General features: G+C 41.4%; 18 protein-coding genes. 10 read left to right on the forward strand and 8 right to left on the reverse strand.

All coding sequences use genetic code 11. The annotated features are described in order from the left end of the window. Positions 1-102: 102 nt before the first annotated feature. The 5 genes from DEV76_RS07240 to DEV76_RS07260 all read right to left on the reverse strand — a co-directional run bounded on the left by DEV76_RS07240 (position 103) and on the right by DEV76_RS07260 (position 3,551). Positions 103-462 carry a DUF1801 domain-containing protein gene (locus DEV76_RS07240; RefSeq protein ID WP_109696579.1) on the reverse strand — a complete coding sequence of 120 codons (360 nt, stop codon included), beginning with the start codon at positions 460-462 and terminating at the stop codon, positions 103-105. After that, positions 446-946, reverse strand: coding sequence for a DUF4199 domain-containing protein (locus DEV76_RS07245; protein ID WP_109696581.1), 501 nt, complete (start codon positions 944-946; stop codon positions 446-448). Before DEV76_RS07245 ends, DEV76_RS07240 begins: the two co-directional genes overlap by 17 nt. A 23-nt stretch (positions 947-969) precedes the next feature. Next, positions 970-1,374: a VOC family protein gene (locus DEV76_RS07250; protein ID WP_109696583.1), complete on the reverse strand. Its 405-nt coding sequence runs from the start codon at positions 1,372-1,374 to the stop codon at positions 970-972. An 84-nt stretch (positions 1,375-1,458) separates the two neighbouring features. Continuing rightward, positions 1,459-2,037, reverse strand: coding sequence for a Crp/Fnr family transcriptional regulator (locus DEV76_RS07255; protein WP_109696586.1), 579 nt, complete (start codon positions 2,035-2,037; stop codon positions 1,459-1,461). A 131-nt stretch (positions 2,038-2,168) separates the two neighbouring features. Further along, complete coding sequence (locus tag DEV76_RS07260; protein WP_109696588.1) at positions 2,169-3,551, reverse strand: Fic family protein; 1,383 nt, start codon at positions 3,549-3,551, stop codon at positions 2,169-2,171. Between the two features lie 258 nt (positions 3,552-3,809). Here DEV76_RS07260 and DEV76_RS07265 point away from each other — a divergent pair, with 258 nt between their 5' ends. Then, the gene (locus DEV76_RS07265; protein ID WP_109696590.1) at positions 3,810-7,010 is read left to right on the forward strand and encodes a DEAD/DEAH box helicase; all 3,201 of its coding nucleotides are present in this window, start codon (positions 3,810-3,812) and stop codon (positions 7,008-7,010) included. Positions 7,011-7,070: 60 nt separating this feature from the next. Here DEV76_RS07265 and DEV76_RS07270 read toward each other — a convergent pair whose 3' ends face one another. Both DEV76_RS07270 and DEV76_RS07275 read right to left on the reverse strand, forming a co-directional pair. Beyond that, positions 7,071-7,280 (reverse strand): hypothetical protein, encoded by a 210-nt coding sequence (locus DEV76_RS07270; protein WP_109696592.1) that lies wholly within the window; start codon positions 7,278-7,280, stop codon positions 7,071-7,073. A 33-nt stretch (positions 7,281-7,313) separates the two neighbouring features. Beyond that, complete coding sequence (locus DEV76_RS07275; RefSeq protein ID WP_109696595.1) at positions 7,314-8,078, reverse strand: hypothetical protein; 765 nt, start codon at positions 8,076-8,078, stop codon at positions 7,314-7,316. A gap of 497 nt (positions 8,079-8,575) precedes the next feature. Here DEV76_RS07275 and DEV76_RS07280 point away from each other — a divergent pair, with 497 nt between their 5' ends. The 7 genes from DEV76_RS07280 to DEV76_RS07315 all read left to right on the forward strand — a co-directional run bounded on the left by DEV76_RS07280 (position 8,576) and on the right by DEV76_RS07315 (position 13,305). Next, complete coding sequence (locus DEV76_RS07280) at positions 8,576-9,226, forward strand: Crp/Fnr family transcriptional regulator (protein WP_109696597.1); 651 nt, start codon at positions 8,576-8,578, stop codon at positions 9,224-9,226. 263 nt (positions 9,227-9,489) lie between these two features. Beyond that, on the forward strand, positions 9,490-10,008 hold the full coding sequence (locus DEV76_RS07285) for a hypothetical protein (RefSeq protein WP_109696599.1): 519 nt from the start codon (positions 9,490-9,492) through the stop codon (positions 10,006-10,008). After that, positions 9,992-10,612 (forward strand): P-loop NTPase family protein, encoded by a 621-nt coding sequence (locus DEV76_RS07290; RefSeq protein ID WP_157962761.1) that lies wholly within the window; start codon positions 9,992-9,994, stop codon positions 10,610-10,612. The genes DEV76_RS07285 and DEV76_RS07290 overlap by 17 nt, the downstream gene beginning before the upstream one ends. 193 nt (positions 10,613-10,805) lie before the next feature. Continuing rightward, positions 10,806-11,006, forward strand: coding sequence for a hypothetical protein (locus DEV76_RS07295; RefSeq protein WP_109696603.1), 201 nt, complete (start codon positions 10,806-10,808; stop codon positions 11,004-11,006). Positions 11,007-11,123: 117 nt separating this feature from the next. Then, a complete protein-coding gene (locus DEV76_RS07300) occupies positions 11,124-11,390 on the forward strand; it encodes a helix-turn-helix domain-containing protein (RefSeq protein WP_109696606.1) in 267 nt (88 codons plus the stop codon). Positions 11,391-11,393: 3 nt separating this feature from the next. Then, the gene (locus DEV76_RS07305) at positions 11,394-12,665 is read left to right on the forward strand and encodes a type II toxin-antitoxin system HipA family toxin (RefSeq protein ID WP_109696608.1); all 1,272 of its coding nucleotides are present in this window, start codon (positions 11,394-11,396) and stop codon (positions 12,663-12,665) included. Between the two features lie 409 nt (positions 12,666-13,074). Continuing rightward, a complete protein-coding gene (locus tag DEV76_RS07315; RefSeq protein ID WP_109696614.1) occupies positions 13,075-13,305 on the forward strand; it encodes a helix-turn-helix domain-containing protein in 231 nt (76 codons plus the stop codon). 404 nt (positions 13,306-13,709) lie between these two features. Here the strand turns inward: DEV76_RS07315 and DEV76_RS07320 are convergent, their stop codons facing one another. Beyond that, the gene (locus tag DEV76_RS07320) at positions 13,710-14,546 is read right to left on the reverse strand and encodes a hypothetical protein (protein ID WP_109696617.1); all 837 of its coding nucleotides are present in this window, start codon (positions 14,544-14,546) and stop codon (positions 13,710-13,712) included. 509 nt (positions 14,547-15,055) lie between these two features. On the opposite strand from DEV76_RS07320, the gene DEV76_RS07325 reads away from it, so the two are divergent. After that, a complete protein-coding gene (locus DEV76_RS07325) occupies positions 15,056-16,255 on the forward strand; it encodes a zinc ribbon domain-containing protein (protein ID WP_157962762.1) in 1,200 nt (399 codons plus the stop codon). Then, positions 16,242-16,994, forward strand: coding sequence for a hypothetical protein (locus DEV76_RS07330; RefSeq protein WP_109696621.1), 753 nt, complete (start codon positions 16,242-16,244; stop codon positions 16,992-16,994). Before DEV76_RS07325 ends, DEV76_RS07330 begins: the two co-directional genes overlap by 14 nt. The last annotated feature ends 177 nt before the right edge of the window (positions 16,995-17,171 follow it).

A 17,171-nucleotide genomic window follows, 5' to 3' on the forward strand; every position in this document is an offset into this window, starting at 1 on the left:
AGTATGATATTTTCCACAGTGGTATGGCGTGGTTTACTAAATGGGAAAAGCGAAAAGAAATGCATCTTTTCGCTTCCTGGGGAAAGGCAGTATAATTCCACTCTATTTATCCATTAGCTTAATCCAATCATTCACGATTTTTTGGAGCCCCGGTGTATATTTTCTGATATCCTCCATAGACCGGAATTTAGCATATGCTTTTCCTTTGGGTGCGGCTTCCAGAAGGCCGGTTTTATCTTGTAGCAGTTCGCCTTTATGGAAGATCAATGCCACAAATCCGGTCATCCGTGGATTAAATGTAGCCATGGGCTCCTTGTAGTCAAAACTGGGGCCTCCCCATTTTACATCCTCGTCCATTTGTGGCCCTGCGGCACGTATGATTTCTATTACGGCCTTCATTTCTTCTTTTAGGGGATGTTGGAGTTTGCTCATAAATTCATCAACTTTATTTTTCTTGTTCATGGTTAATGTTTTTAGACTTGATGAAGAAAGAAATTATCGCGCTGAAAATAACTCCGGTGATTAAACCAGCTACTAAGCCTGTGATGATATAGTTCCCGATATTAAATTGCTGTATTGCCTGTACTTTAGTCAGAATTCCCTTTTGAACGGTATAGCTGGTTATGTTTTCAAAGTAGTCTGGAGAAATGAGGTAATGGGTGATGAGCTGATTCACCGGACTAAGAACCACGATATACACAGATAGAAGACAACCGCTAAGGAAGCTCTGTTTATACGTTATGCTCCCGGAATAGGTAGTCCTTTTCTTGTCTGATAAGGCGAGTACATAAATTATGAAAGAGGGGAAAAGAATTAAAGCGGTGATGTACTGCTGTTGCTCCAGATACTTATCATGTAGTCCGGTAAGCTTTTCCAGTAGCATCCATAACAGGTACATAGCTGCGGATATCAATGCCCATTTGATTTCAATTTTACTTTTTTTCATGATTCCGTAAATTTTGAGCGGGATTAATTGGGCATCTGAGTTGCGTCCATATAAACGAATTCCCATTGGTGGCCATCGAGGTCGGAAAAGCTGTGCTGATACATCCATCCATGGTCTTGCGGTTCTGCGTAAATATGACCACCGAGTGCCTGCGATTTGCTTACCATTAGTTTCACCTCATCTCTGGATTGTGTGTCGAGCGAGATCAGTACTTCTGTGGCCTTAGATGCATCGCAGATTGCTTTCCGGGTAAAAGTCAGGAAGTAGGTGTTGGTAAGCAGCATCACATAGATGTGCTCGTTTATGACCATGCAAGCTGCTTTCTCGTCGGTAAATTGTGGGTTGAAGCTGAATCCCAGGCCTTTAAAGAACCTCATAGATGCATCGAGGTTGCTGACGGGGAGATTAATGAAAACTTTTGTAGCCATCGTAAACAGTTTAATTGTTAATGATGGTACAAAGATGAGATGGCAATTTCTCCTAACCTTTTACATATGTTGAGAAGCGGAAAATTATTTGTTGGCAAAAAAGATCCTGCTTAGCTGAGTGGGGGTAATGCCAAGGTAGGCAGCTATATGATGCTTTTTTAGTCTTTTTACCAACTGGGGATATTTATTTAGGAACGCATCATAACGGATCTTTGCCGAATCGCCCCTTAGTGAAATCTCATAGGGTTCTTTATCAATTACCCAGTGTTGCTCAAGGTAGCAAATATAGAACGCCGCAATATCGCTGTATATAGAAACCAGCTTTTTAAACTCACGGTAGTTATACTCTAATGTTGTAGTCTCTTCTAATGCCGTTATGGTAAAATGACTTTCTGTTTTTGTAAGCGTAGCCGGGATGGATCCTGCAATCCTGCCTTCCGGGAAGAAATACTTAATTACCGTTTCTCCACTATCAGCAATGTAATATTGCGAGAAAAGCCCTTTGGTGACAAAAGCCACATTCTGCGGAACCTGGCCCGTTCGAATAAAGTTTTCACCTTTGCTATATGTTTTTACTTTAATCAATGCCAGCCAGGCAAGCTCTGCTTCCATACTGAGATCGGTGTAAGACCTTACCATTTGAAAGAACTGATCCGTGTTCATAGCATACTACTATTTTGCTTCCTGAAATTACCTATAACTTTTTCTTTTTCATTTTAAAGCTATTCCGGACTTTAGTAAATAGTGCCCTTCATAGGCGCTATTCTTTATTTAAGGCCTGGCCCGGTAGGTGCTTACCTGTCCCAAACCTCCTTCCATTTCTTGAATTCTGAGGGGCGGATGTAGTAGCGGGCGAAATTACCGTCATGCATATACAAAAGTTCAGTATCCACGGTTTCGATAAATTTCTGTTGATCTTCATTTGGCAGCATAGTTGCTCTTTCGCGGATCAGGTTTCCAGCCTCGTTTGATGGTATGGTGTTGGCTATGATTTCAGCGACAAGGGCACGAATTTCATCACGGTATTTCAGCCGGAAGGGATCGGGTTCGCCCAATGATTGACGTATAACTGCATAACGTTGTGCAGAACGCTCGTAAGCCCATATGAACACGTCATTGAATAGCTCAATGCGATTGAGTTCATAAATTCCCAGCATGCCTTTAACGTAAATATCCTGCGGTACATCTACAAACGCCAAAGGTGCCAGGTTATGCTGGTTCAATGGGATATTAGCAGCGAGACGAGAGACACGTTTGTTGACATCATCAAAAGGCTGTAGATATGGCAATTGCACCATTATGAAAAAGACTTGTTCAAAGGGATCTTCGATCTCCCTTGCTTTGGCCAACATGATTTCGAACATTTCTTCGATCTGCTGTGGCACCCCTAACGGGGTATATACAGAAGTGCCTATGTTTACTTCAATCCTGCGCAATCTGCCGGATGCACCAGGGTCGTTCAAAAGATTGTTCGATAATAGGGCGTGCAAGTTAGTAATGGTGTAGCGGTTTAAGCCGATTTCCTCGGCAGACTGCACAATGAACTCAATGGCTTCCTTATGGTTTAGAATCATCTGCGCGTCCATTGCCGACTTATTATCGGCGGCTTTCCCTTTAGTAATGAGCTGCTGCGTGTCCAGCAAACTGTACGTGTTTCCTTCAAGGCGGCTAGAGTTCCACGACAAATCAATCAACAGTCTTTGAAGGACTTGTTTCGCATAGGTACCCGCAGGCTGGTCCAGTTTCGCTGTCTCTCCCCATTCCGCCAGCTTACGTTTATTTTCCGGCGTTAAGTAACTACTGATATTTGGGCGGTATGATAATAAGAAATCCAAATTATAACCGACCGGGCGGCGAGCGGCGATAGGCCGCGAAACAGCTTTTAGTATTTCTTTCCCTTCTTCTGATAGGGGGATTATGTTGGTATTATTCTCTTCTGCTTCCCTGAGTTGAGCCGGAACTTCACCCAATCGATAGAGCATGGCCCGGGTTTTACCGGAAGTCGTAACGATTCCCTGCTCTACCAGCTTCTCCAACCGTCTTAACAAGGTTCGCCGCTCAAGCGCTAAGCCGGAAGCGTCTTTAATTTCCTCAATGGAAGCCCCATCCTTGAATTTCTCAAGGGCCTTGCGGATGACATCTATTTCACGATCAATGGTTTTTTGGCTGGCTCTCATTACGACACATATTTACCGAATATACCATTTTTATGTCTCAATGCCAACTATTGCGTCATAAAAGTAATCATATGTGACGCAAAGTGAGATTTTGTGTCGCAATATTGATTTTGTGGCCTAAAGGCTAATTATATGGTCTAAAGGTGGATTTGTGTCGTAAAGATTAGCTTATACGTCATAAAATTATGCTTAACATATAAAATCGCTAAAGGGGATGGAATTGATAGTCACAGGAATGCTCGCGCAGTACTAACATTCATGTCTAAAGAAAGAATTATATTACCTGACAGGAGGTTAAACAATTATGCTTTGAAGACCTTATTAAACCTGCCTGCTGACTCCATAGATTTCACTGAAAAACTACAAATATTGAAGCAACAAGATATTTTGGCTTTTTGGAGGGATGTTGAAATATTTAACCTCCCCGATTTTAATAAAGGTTGTTACTTACTTCAGCCCGATGTTCCTTTTCCGTGGCAAAGCGAGCGACCGCTTCACAATCCTAAAACCAATGTATGGCGTTATACCCTGTTTTTTGGTAAAATAAGGAAAAGAGATATTATCGATACAATTGAAGGGTTATTGGAGATAACTGATATTCCAATGGATTGGGAAGAACCAGTAACCGGAGATGCCTGTTTTTCTGCTTTGTTATTAGATCAATATGGACGGCCTGATAACAAAAGTTATGTCCCCGCATCTTTTGTATTTGGGATAAATTGTCTTGAAGAAAACGCGCCCATATCCGAGGTATCGATGAAGTTAAACGAAGCGCAGGGTAGTTTTGAATTGCGTTACAATTTACCGGTGCCGGTTGAAGGGCAAACCGAAACCACGGGCCCTCCAATAACCTGGCAGCATCTGCAGGAAGAAATAAAATACTTGAATGGCTTAACCGGTAAATGGAATAAGGCATCTGTGGAAGCTTATATCATTGCCAGGGAAGTTCCTAAAGATGCAGAGCCAGATACAAGTTTTCTTAACAGCTTTTACCTGGATGACCTGAACCTGCTCATTCCTCAACGCGAAGAGGATAATGGCAGGGCGTTTCAGCGCTATATTAGCTTGAAAGTAAGTGAGCAGGAACGTGAAGACCTGATTGCTAACAGGGACTATCTGTATCAAAGTATTGATCCCGGGGTAATGCCAATGGGCCGATGGCCTGCAAATATTGCACATGGTTTGTATACAGCCCAGTTAGGTGCGGTGAGTACAGCAATGGATGGATTGAAGAATGGAACTGGCATTAAAGGAATAAATGGTCCGCCAGGAACTGGCAAAACAACATTATTGCTGGATATTATTGCAGAAATAGTGGTAGCAAGGGCTATGAAACTTATGGAGGATGGGCCGGACGAGCTTTTTTCACGATTTAACAAGATTGATAAGGAAAATGGTTTTAGTGGTTATTTTGATTTAAAATCCAACCTGTTGCATGATTATGGGATTGTAGTGGCCAGTAATAATAATGCTGCCGTTGAGAATATTACCAAGACATTGCCTTCAACCGAAAAAATCGATAAGGATACTTTTAAAGAGGTAGATTATTTTTCTGAGTGTGCACAACGGTTGATCGAAGGAGATAGTTGGGGTATATTGAGTGCAGCACTTGGTAACTCGCAAAATAAAAGCAATTTCAAATGGAAATTCTGGATGACAGATACTGAAAATGGTATTCCTGGCTTCCAGGATATACTCTGGGATGTGTATAAAAACAAAGAGAATGATCAAACATATGTATATAAGCAAAAATTTGATGAAGTAAGAGATGAACTGGAAATCCTGGTGAAGGAATTTGATGTGTTCAGACTAAAAGCTGGCCATGTTCATAAGCAATACCCAATCTGCCTGGAGAACGAAAGAATGAAAGAAGGATATGAAAGGGAGCTAAATGACATACAAGCAGCAATAATAAGTTTGTCTGATGAAGCAGATAGTTTTAAACAGCAAATATCAGCAACCGATGAACTGATCCGCCTTTCAGAAAATGTGTTGAGCCATGTGAAGCAACAAAAACCATCATTTTTCTTTTTTCAGAAATTATTTAATACTAAGGCTTATAGAAAGTGGAAAGTTGATTACGACTATCATTTGGCGCAATTGCGTGAACATACTGATAAAAGAATACTATTATCCCGACAGCTGGATGATATATACTCAAAGCTGAAGAGTAGTAAGGTAAAGGCAGCAGATATTCAAAAGAAGCTTACTGAAGTAAGTATAGCTATTGAGAAGTATCGTGACCAAAAAAGGGAATTGCATCAGCTATATGGTATAACCCTTCCGGATTTTATTGACGGCGACTTTTACAATGTGCCAATCGAGAAAGTACAATTAAGCACTCCATATTCATCAGAAATAATCAATACCCTGCGAAGCAATATTTTTATTAAAAGCCTGGAATTGCATCAATATTGTATTCTTTCAAATGCAAAGCAAATCAGGAATAACCTCAACCTTTTCTTTGAAATGATCGAAGGCCGGGCGCTGGTCAGTAAATCAATTAGCCAGACTTTATGGGGAACATTATTTCTTTGCGTGCCCGTCATCTCAACAACGCTGGCTTCGGTTAGCCGTTTATTTTCGTCAATGGGAAAGGAAAGTATTGGATGGCTACTGCTGGATGAGGCAGGGCAAGCCACTCCACAATCTGCTGCCGGGATCATCTGGCGATCGAAAAGGTGCATTATAGTTGGCGACCCCTTACAAATAGAACCTGTAGTTACCATTCCTCCGAAATTGATATTTAAACTGAGGCAACAAGGCGGAATAGACCAGATATGGTCTCCATCCAACAGCTCTGTACAGATACTGGCAGACAGGGTTTCTGATAAGGGCACTTACATGTCAACAGGAGGAGAATCAGATGAGACAATATGGACAGGTTTCCCATTGCGGACGCATCGGCGTTGTGAAAACCCTATGTTCAGTATCGCCAATAAAATTGCATATTCGGGCCAGATGGTAAAGGCAACGAAAGATATTGTAGAAGGAGGGTATATTGGTGATTCGGCCTGGTTTAATATTGTAGCGAATAACCCACCAGTCAACAAGCATGTATTGATGGAAGAGCTGGACTTATTGCAAGAAAAGATTAAAGCATTAAGAACAATTGGCTATGCAGATGAAATATTTATTATTTCCCCGTTTAAATCAGTAGCTAAGGCTTGTGAATCAGCTTTCAAGCAGGTTACCAAGGTTTCGTGCGGTACTATTCACCGATTTCAGGGAAAAGAAGCGGACGTTGTATTTTTAGTTCTCGGGGGTAATCCTGCTTCTCAGGGAGCAAGAGATTGGGCTTCAGAAAAGCCTAATATGCTAAACGTTGCTCTTACCAGGGCGAGAAAGCGTTTTTATGTAATTGGGAATAGAAACCTATGGGGGAAGTGTAGCTATTTTGATGTTATGGCTGCCAGACTACCAGGAATAGATATGCCAACAAAAAGCCCCCAAACGTAAAAACATTCAGGGGCCATTCTCAAAAGCGCTTTATTGAATCAGGGCAATCCGGCGGGAGGGTTATTCATCCTTCTGGGCGGCCTGCCCTATGCCTGCCATTACGGCTCCTGCGATGGCCATTGCACCTGCTATATCGCTGACGCAAAGGTGGACCTCCACAGGGAGGGAAAGCACCGCCGAAGCGATTGCCGTAAGGAGGATGCCTGTGTTCCGCACTTTCTGGAAAAAGGGCGGGGTAGGCGCGGTGAGGCGTGTGATAATTTCCGTCATCTTAGATTTTTAAAGGTGAAGAAATTACCGCCATCATGCGGGGAAATCCGCCGCGATCATTCTCATCAGGTTGAATTTGTTGCCGCCTATAAGAACGGCGTCATCTCCTTCTGTTGTGATGAATTGGATGGTCAGCGCCGTAAATACCGCGGTGGTGGTGTTTGCCCCGACGCCCGCCGTGAGCGTGAGTGCTTCCGCCAATCCTGCGTTCAGCGCGATGTCGGTAGATTCGGTGTAGAAAATCCCGAAGGTTTCCACTGCGAAGTCTACTGTGGCAACGCTGAGGGTGAGCCTGTAATGCGTAGCCTTTGCGGGCGCATGGATCATGATGGCCGGGTCCAGTGCAGGCAGGCCTACGGTGACGTTGCCGGTGGCTCTGTCAAACGAGTAGGTGGGTTGCACGAAGAGGACGCTGCTGAACTTTGCATCTGCCGTGAATTCGAAATTCCGGAACAGATTAGCGTCACCATCGATTACCTGGCGGTATCCCTTTTCATGGGAGCTGTCCGTTTTGAGGACTTCCCTGCATTTGGTCATCAGCCGCTGGTATGCGTTGGTGACGGCATGTCTGGGAAGCACGGATGCAAAGGCGCGTTTAATGAGGCTGGCCGATCTACAGGCGGTAGTAAACTCCATGTTCACCGTCCGCATCCTTTCGTACAACGGATTGGTGGCGTAGTTTTCGGGTGAGATGCCGCCTTTTCTTTTGAAAGCGTATTCCCCGTTTTTCTTTCTGTAGAAGGTCATTTTTTGCGTTTCTCCGGTAAGTTGGAGTAAGCGTGTTTGTTTGTCAGACATTATTGAAAATTGTTTTAAGTTTTTGTGATAGGCACTTACATAGCCGTGCCATTTGGGCTTCACGTGATCAGCGTGTTTGTAATTACGATTCGAAATTAGACACGGACAGTTGCTGCAAAAAGTCAGAGGGGGCAGATGTTCCGATTTGGGTCGTTTTGGGTCGATTTGGGTCGTTTGCTTCGCATAGAAGTTTGTGCAGAATGCTTGTATTATGCATGAAATTGCATGCTGAGTGCATCGGGAGTGCTTGATAAGTGCTTGCAGAGTGCTTGTGAAGTGTTTGTTAAGTGCATGAATGGCCGTTAAATACCCTTAGTTAATATCTTCACCTTAACTAGATCTTATCTTCATTCTAACTTGTAAAAGCATAAATCAGTGTTGTAACTGAAAATGTTCATCGAATAAATATAATTTCTACATTCGTGTATACAGTAGCGTATGCTACAAATATCTTTGCCCCAAGTTGACCGCAAGCCATATAAAAAAACCTGAATGATATGAGAAGAAAACCCAAACGCGGTAAAGAGATTCCATTTAATTATCCCTTTACACAAGATTATGAGAGAGAAGCATTCGATGGCCTGTATAGTGGATTGAGGATTTACAGTTCGAAGTTAACTGAGAAAGTGATGCTTGAGGTGGCATCGTATTGTTCGTATCATGTGTACGAAAAGGATGCAGTAGTACTGGATTATGGAGAGGTTTGCGAGTATGTTCATTTTACTTTGGATGGAACAGTAACTGCACTGGAAAAAGACGAAGGAAAGGAGCATTACTGTTGGTTTATGACACGGGGTGATGTTGTTATTGCGATCAGGAGTTATTTAAAGCAGGTGTCCAGCAAGGAGCGATTGGTCGCACTGACGAAGTACACATGCATATCCCTGCATGTAAATGATCTGAAAATGTTATCAGAGAAGTATCCTGAAGTATTGTTGCTGGATTTAAAATGCACCCAACACTATTACCTGCAGTCATTTGAACGCACCAAGTGGATCAGGATGAGTGCCAGAAAAAAATACCGCATGCTAAAGATGTATTATCCCCATCTTACAAAAACGGAAAACGTGACTAATAAAGCACTTGCTTCTTTTTTAGGGATTTGCCGGGAGCATCTGACCAGGATCAGGAAAGAATTTGATAAGTGAGATATTTGTCACATTTATGAGACATGGAGTCGCATTAATTTTGAGGTGTTACCCCGCTTGAACATATAGCGGCATTTTTTACCCCTCAAAATTTAAGCTTCAGAATGAGCATTAATTTCATTACTCATTTAACTTATTTCTTCTTTCTAACGGATCGGGACCACAAGATGCGGCCCACGCATATCAGCCTGTATCTGGCGTTGTTCCGGCAATGGAACTCATTCAGGTTTTGCGAAACCATGTCTGTAAACCGATTGCATATAATGGCTTCCAGTAAGATCGGTTCCCGGGACTGTTACTACCGGGTATTGAAAGACCTGCACGACTGGGGCTATTTAGAGTACCATCCACCCAACTATCCGCGGGATTCTGCCATGGTTAGGATGAAAAAGCTTTCAGTGGAGGATGCTGGTACATCACTTTCCGCAGGTAATCCGAAAGAAACCGGTATCATAAACGGACAGGAAAGTGAACAACAAACATGCACTAAACCAGGACGCTTTAATAAAACAACTAAAGCGAAAACTAAAAACAAAGGATTACCCCCTACCCCCGAAGAAGTGCAGGCATATTTCGCAAAGCGAAGAAAGCCGGAGGAGGAAGCCACAAAATTCTACCTCTACTACGAAGCAACCGGCTGGCAGCAGGGAGGTGGTGTTCCGATCATTAACTGGATAGCCGTTGCAGACAGGTGGATGATGCGCAAGCCTTTCAAAAAAAAGCGCAACCGCCCCAATCAGGACGACTCCGAAACCCCCATGGACTATGGAGCACCTCTTTGATGCTGCTGTTTATCAGCAGATGATTGAAGAGAAGGGTTCGCAGTTGTTTGGAAAGCGGTACAGGATACACCCCATAGATGAGCCGCTGGTGCACAGGATGATAGCTTACTTCATCCAGGACGAGCAAAGGGCCAAAGAAGAAGGGATTTCCCTCGGAAAGGGCCTGATGCTGACCGGGCCGGTAGGCTGCGGTAAATCGTCTCTAATGCAGATTTTCGCCGCTATGAGTGGCGGACCGTTTGCACCGAAGGTGGTAAATGCCCGGCAGGTAGCCATGGAGTTTAACAGGGCCGGCTACGAGGTGATAGCGAAGTATGGCGACCTGGCATTTGACAAAGACACTGGTTTCCCCATCGTGTATTGCTTCGACGGACTGGGCTCCGAAAGCCCCACAAGCCACTATGGCCAGAGCTGCAACGTAATGGAGGAGATCCTGATATCCCGGGGCGATCTTGCCCGTCCGCGGCAGATGCTGACCCACGTCATCACTAACCTGGATGCACCCACACTGGAGAAGCGGTATGGCAAACCGGTAAGGAGCCGGATGCGGGAGATGTTTAATTTGATAAGCTTTAGTCCTGATAGCCCGGACAAACGACAGTAACAAGCCGGCCGGGGTAAATACCGGCAACAAATTCACGTAACGATGATTAAAACTTTTACAAGGTAAAAAGATGCGGGCGTTTGCCTGACCTGTCAGTTTCGCTGATGGCGTTGCCTGCGGCGTTCGGGCAAACGCTCCTTTACAAAGGAGTAACAGCATTTGGCCAATGGGGGCCTTTACGTAAAAGTTAATCATGGTTAAAAAGATCCCGGAAAGGGGAGTTATTTATACGAAGGATATTCAGAACATTTTGGGCAAAAGCCCACGGTCGGCAGGGAAGTATATGCTTAAACTGCGTAAGATCCTGGAGAAGGAGAAAGAGGAATTCGTGACGGTAGATGAATTTTGTATGATTACGGGGGTGCCGCAGGAGTTGGTGAAGGGGTTTTTGTAAATAAGACAGAAGACTGCTTTTTTGCTCATCACGCTTATATACTAATAATATTTTGGCCTATTATAATGTGCTTTTTCGTATAAAATCGTTAAATTTGCCCATTATAATAGGCTAATTATGGAATTTAACGATTTAACCGTTTACAAGGTAAAAAGCCATATTGCCGAGCTTAGTAAGACCCTGAGAGTGGTGGAAGGTATTTCCCAAGATCAATTAGCGGAGCAGCTGAACATGTCCCGTAATACAATCAAGAATGTTGAGGGGGCAAAGAATGCTACATTGGATACTTTCCTGAAGGTCTTGCAACACTTTGATCTTTTGGAGAAATTCGATGACTTCATAAGAGACAGTATTGCTGATAAGAACGTTTCCTCTTTATACTAAGTTATGGCCAAGAACGACATTATTACCATCAACGCATTTGGTGAAGAAATCGGAAGGGTCGGTTACGATGAGGATCAACGTACTTCCTCTTTTCAGTACAATCCCAATTTTCTGCAAAGCGGTAAGTACGTAAACATCTTCCCCAATATTATTAAACGCATACCCCAGGTACAGGTGTTCCGGAAGTTTGATAATGAGCACTTCCGTGGCTTACCGCCTATGATCGCAGATTCGTTGCCAGACTCTTTCGGTAACACCATCTTCAGGGCATGGTTGGATGCCAATGATAAGGACTATCATCAGATCAGCGTAATTGAACAGTTGGCTTATGTTTCCAACCGGGGAATGGGGGCTCTCGAATACTTTCCGGGTAAGATTATTCCCAAAAATGCAACTATCAATCTTGATGAGATTATAGGTGTATTGGAGAAAGTGTTGTCGTTTAAAGGAGATGTAAAAGAAGATGGATTAAATACCGCTTCCCTGCTCAATGTTTTTAAGATAGGAACATCAGCAGGTGGGGCCCGGCCCAAGATCCTGATCTCTGAGCATAAGGAAACGGGTCAGATCATTCCCGGCGATCTGGAATATTCTGATGCATACAACCATTACCTGGTGAAACTATCTTTAGAAGAAAATCCTGCTTATAGCGTGGAGGCTCTGGAGTATGCGTACTACCTTACTGCGCAACAAGCCGGGATCGATATGATGGATTCCCATATGATCGATAACAGGCATTTCGCCACCAAGCGGTTCGATAGGCAGGACGGTAGGAAGCAGCACATCCTTACAGCTTCTGGTATAACCGGTTGGGCATACTCCGGTTCACCTGTCAATTCCAGATATGAAAATCTTTTTAAGCTGGCACTGCACCTTAAACTACCGCATCGTGACATTGAGCAACTGTATCGGAGAATGGTATTTAACGTTGTCTATGCAAATACAGATGATCATCTGAAAAACCATTCTTTTATTTATGACGATCAGCAAGACCTGTGGAGGCTTTCTCCTGCATATGACGTAACCTATTCGCTCAACCCAATGCTTAATGTGACGCGCAGCAGCCGTGCACTTTCTATCAATGGCAAAAGAACAGATATTGATTTGAACGACCTTATCAGAATCGCAGAGGAATTTACGATCAAAAGCCCGAAGGGCATTATTGAAGAGGTTCAATCCGTGGAAGTGCTTTGGCAGGAGCAACTTCACTTGCAGCGTCTGCCGGAGAGAGTGATCCGGAAAATTACTGGGGAAATGCGGCGTTTCGAATTGTAGGCTGTCCGGTTTCTGATTTTATCAAACGGGTGATATGGACAGGGTGCGGCTTTCGGCCGGAGATCTGAGGCGGATGCTGGGCAAGGTTAGCCAGGTGGTTTTTAATAATCAGGTTAATCCTTTCCCGATCTTCCCTGGTAAGCATCTCAGGATGCCTCATGTAAAATTCAAGGGTGGCTTCTTCCCAGCCCAATTCAATACAAATCCGGGTTTGGATTATATCACCGATCAGATTCAGAACGGCAACGGCTTGTGGCAGGGTGTAACAATGGTTCGACATGGTAGGTGGTTTTAAAGTGCTTGTTTATACAAGAAGACAATTAATACTGTATGCAATATAGGGGAAATAACTAACCGTACCCATACTTGGGTACATTATTTTAGACGAAGTGTCGGAATTTTCAGCATTATGGCCACTTCCGACGATAAATTCCTGATTGAGTTTGGCGCACGCCTGCAGAAACTACGGATAGCAAAGAAACTCAGCACCCGTGAGTTCGCTTACAAGGCGGAGATTTCCCATAGCTCTGTGGGGAGATTGGAGGCTGGGGAAACTAACCCTACGCTTACGACTCTTATAAAGTTAGCGGAGGCGCTGGAGGTGGATATGAATATGCTTACTGGTAAAAAGCAGGGGTAGTAAGTTCTAATAGTAAAGATAATCTTGCGGCGATATACTATTCTTTCACCTACTGGCTCCTGTCAGAAGCGGGACAAGCCTTTGGTAGCAAGCAATCTTCATTTAGCTTTCCATGCTAACTTAAACTGTTACATACTGAATCGCTCCTGAAAGCCAATTTTCACTCATAAAATAACAACGATTTGATGCTATAGATCAGTTTGTGTAAATTTTTCATTTACGTTTATTAACCCTTGAAAAATCCAGTTGGGATTTATGAAGCAAGTTTATCCTGTGCTTTAGGAGATGGAGTGAGAATATTACTACCATATGAGATTGTAATCTTTAAGCATAAAATGTTTCAATTTGGGCATTAGATTAAGAATTGCTTCGAATGGCAAGCACACTGCAAAAGGATACTTGTATTAAAGTAATGCTTTGGTCAATCGCTGTAAAGTGTATTCAATTCTTACAAAAGCTTTAGTGATTTCTGTCAATATTATAGCTTGTTCTCTAGTGATTTTAGGTTCAGTGGTACTCCCATGACCGGCTAATGGTTCTGTGTTTCGACTTTTGTAAATATCAAGGATGTAGTTAAGTACTTCTTCTGGTAATGCTGACTCTTGTTTATACTTTAGAAAAAAGCTACCCAATGTTTGATTTTGTACGGCAGGACTTCTAACAATGTCCTTTGCCATTGTCTCAAAAATAGAGGCACTTGCATGTAAAACACTGGCATAATCTTCTTGTGCGAGAGAATGATCCATACGGTTTACAAGTAAGCGGATGTTTGGATGGCCTGATGTAGGAGTTGATTCTATTTCTTCAATAGTCAAGACTTCGATAGATAATTTTCCACCCCGAGGATGGGTAAATTTAAAGGAGGCTCCATCCTCTTGCAGCATCAAATTGACATAAGTCATTTTCAGAATTCCATTCCCTATTAATTCACAAGCATATTCAATAAATTGAACAATATTGAGTTCCCGGAGAATCAGAAAAAAATTACTGTCATGCCAAGCAAATTCAGCCGGTTCATAGCCGCCCATATCATCAGATTCAAGACGGTAAATAGGTTTTCCCGTCATCAGTCTTGATAGATTTATCAGCCGATTTTTCCGAGTTATTATTGATTCATGGTCAGATACATCTTCTGTCCAGTGCAATAATTGACGTGTTAGATTAATGTAGAAATCGTCCGATAGTAATTCAAATTCTAGTTGCTTAACTTGTTCGTTAGTAAGGAATAATGGATATTTCATTTGGTTTAAAAATCTATATTGGTAATTTAAGTCTACTTTTTATAAAAGGTAATTAATGCAATTAAATGATAGAAAACGTTGATTACTTTTTCTCAGTGGTTCAGGAAAGAAAATGATCAATTTCCTCATTAGTGAAAGTAAGCTCTTATTTCATCTTCGCGATTTTCTGTGATTGTATTTAATCTTTGCCCAAAGTACGAGGTGACTTATTGTATGTTTTAGAAAATACATCCTGCAAATTATGCCTGTGTATGTACTCAATAAATGTATCTAAAGACAAAAAATGCAATAAGCGAATTAGCTGTCAAGTTAAAGTCATTTATTAATAATTTTATTTATAAAAAAAATTTTAAATTATTAGTCATTCAGCAGTATTTTTAACCTTATCGAAAATTCCTATATTTGAACATTGTTTTCTATACCTATTCTTTATTGAACCCCAGCTATAACAGATAAATTTTACATTTTGTTGGATATTTCACCCTTTCTAATAATAGATACACGTATATATGGATAACTATCAAAATTCAGATGCAATCACTTGCCATAGCTGCAATAAAACTCTGCCGAACAAAGGATTTTATTGTGGTTTTTGCCTCACCCAATTTCGTTGCAAAAATTGTAACGAATTACTAATATTCAATGCAAAAGGATGTATTGAATGTGGATCTCCAGTAAACTCATCAAAGAAGGAAGCCGAAGTAAATTCATTTCGGATGCATGAAACCAAAACAGAACGTACAATTGAAGCAACGTTTAGTAATGAAGTGGGAAAGGATTTAGCATCAATTCTCAGTGATGCGACGCGTTATAAAAAAATAGGATCTGATGTCACGGTTTCTGAATTAAATAAATTAACTGATAATAACGGTCAAAACTTTACTAATGGAAATACAGAATATGCTATAGAAGTAGAAGAATCAGAGAGCAAAGCAAGTGAAATTCCAACAAGTGAGAAAAGGGAGCATGTTACAAATAATGAATATCCTTCGTTGAAAGCAGTTACCATGAAAAATTTACCAGCTTCGGAGGTTGAGTGGGTAGTTGTATATGCATTTTATGCGTCGAACTACGGAGAGGCTGAATTCACCAGATCTGACATTACTGCAAAATATGCTGAGACAAATAGAAAAACCAAAGAGAGTGTGCGTGATTTAACTACGTATATTACACGTACCGTTAGGCAAGGTTTTTTAAATCCCTTCGGCGATCAATTTTCACTTTTAGAGCTTGGGATTGAAAAAGCAAAAGAGATTCTGAATAGAAAGATGGGAAGCCCTCCCAAGGTGAAAAAAAGTAGTAAGCAAACATCGAATGTGACAGAGGAAAAACAGACAGGTACTGCTCGAAGAGGAGGTAAAAGTAACGGAAAAAGTAATTTAAAAAGGATAAATGATTTGGATTTGTCTCCTAAAGGAAAGGAGTCATTAGCCTCATTCTATCAGAAATTTCAATGCAAAAACTATGACGAAAAGCACTTGATTTTTGTATACTATTTAAGCGAAGTTCTTGATATTCAAAACATCACACCGGAACATATTTATACATGTTACGAATATTTGGATCAACCATCTCCAGTTCAATTCACTCAGAGTCTTCGTAACACAAGTTCAGCCACTGGCTACATAATAACTTCAGATAAAACTAATATTACTCTCGCTCCAAAGGGTAGGAATAAAGTCAAAACATGGACTAATGAACTTAAATGATTTTATCACGAAGATTTCTGGATTTGATGATCTTTCCTCAAGTGGTAAGATAGATTACTTTGTATATTTTGTAACAATTATAAAAAGACAAGATGGAACAATAAGTAAAAAGGTTGGTGAATGCTTTGATGAGTTGAAAATTCCTAGATATTCCAACATCCCCGCTTATTTATCGTCTCGCAGTAAAAAAAACAAGTCAAGAAAGCCAATTTTTATTCTCCAAAAAGGACAATATCATCTCGAAAGAACTAGACAAATTGAGATTGAAAATGAATTAGGTCATAAAAAGAAGCATACACCTACTAATAGCTACTTTCCTTTGGAAATACTAGATAATTCAAGGAGCTATTTAAAATGGATTGGTGAACAAGCTTCTGGATGTTTCGATCAAGGTTTCTATGATGCGTGCAATGTAATGACGCGTAAGTTGCTGGAAGTATTAATAATTGAGGCATTTGAAAGACATAAAATTTCACAGAATATAAAAGGTACAGATGGGAACTTCTATTACTTAAGTGATCTAATAGATCGTACACTCAATGAAAGCTCGTGGAATATTAGTAGGAACGCCAAGCAAGGACTAGCTAAAATAAAGAAGAAGGGAGATCTAAGTGCTCACAATAGAAGATTTGTTGCCCGCAAGTCAGAATTAGAAGATGTTAAGGAAGACCTTCGCATTGTAATCGAAGAGTTAGTCCATTTAATTGACTATCCTAATTGGACTAAATTGCCTGAATAGAATGACTAATTGTAATAGAAAGGAAACGGATTTTGTATTTATAGAAAATGGACACTATAACAAAAACTGTGTAAACATAGAAAATCGGAGTTCGTAAGAGCTCCGATTTTTTTACTTTTAAACTTTACACAGAATAATGAAAGCAGAGGATTTTTTATCAGACGATTTTTTGAAGCA

The organism is Chitinophaga deserti (assembly GCF_003149455.1).
GTDB lineage: Bacteria > Bacteroidota > Bacteroidia > Chitinophagales > Chitinophagaceae > Chitinophaga > Chitinophaga deserti.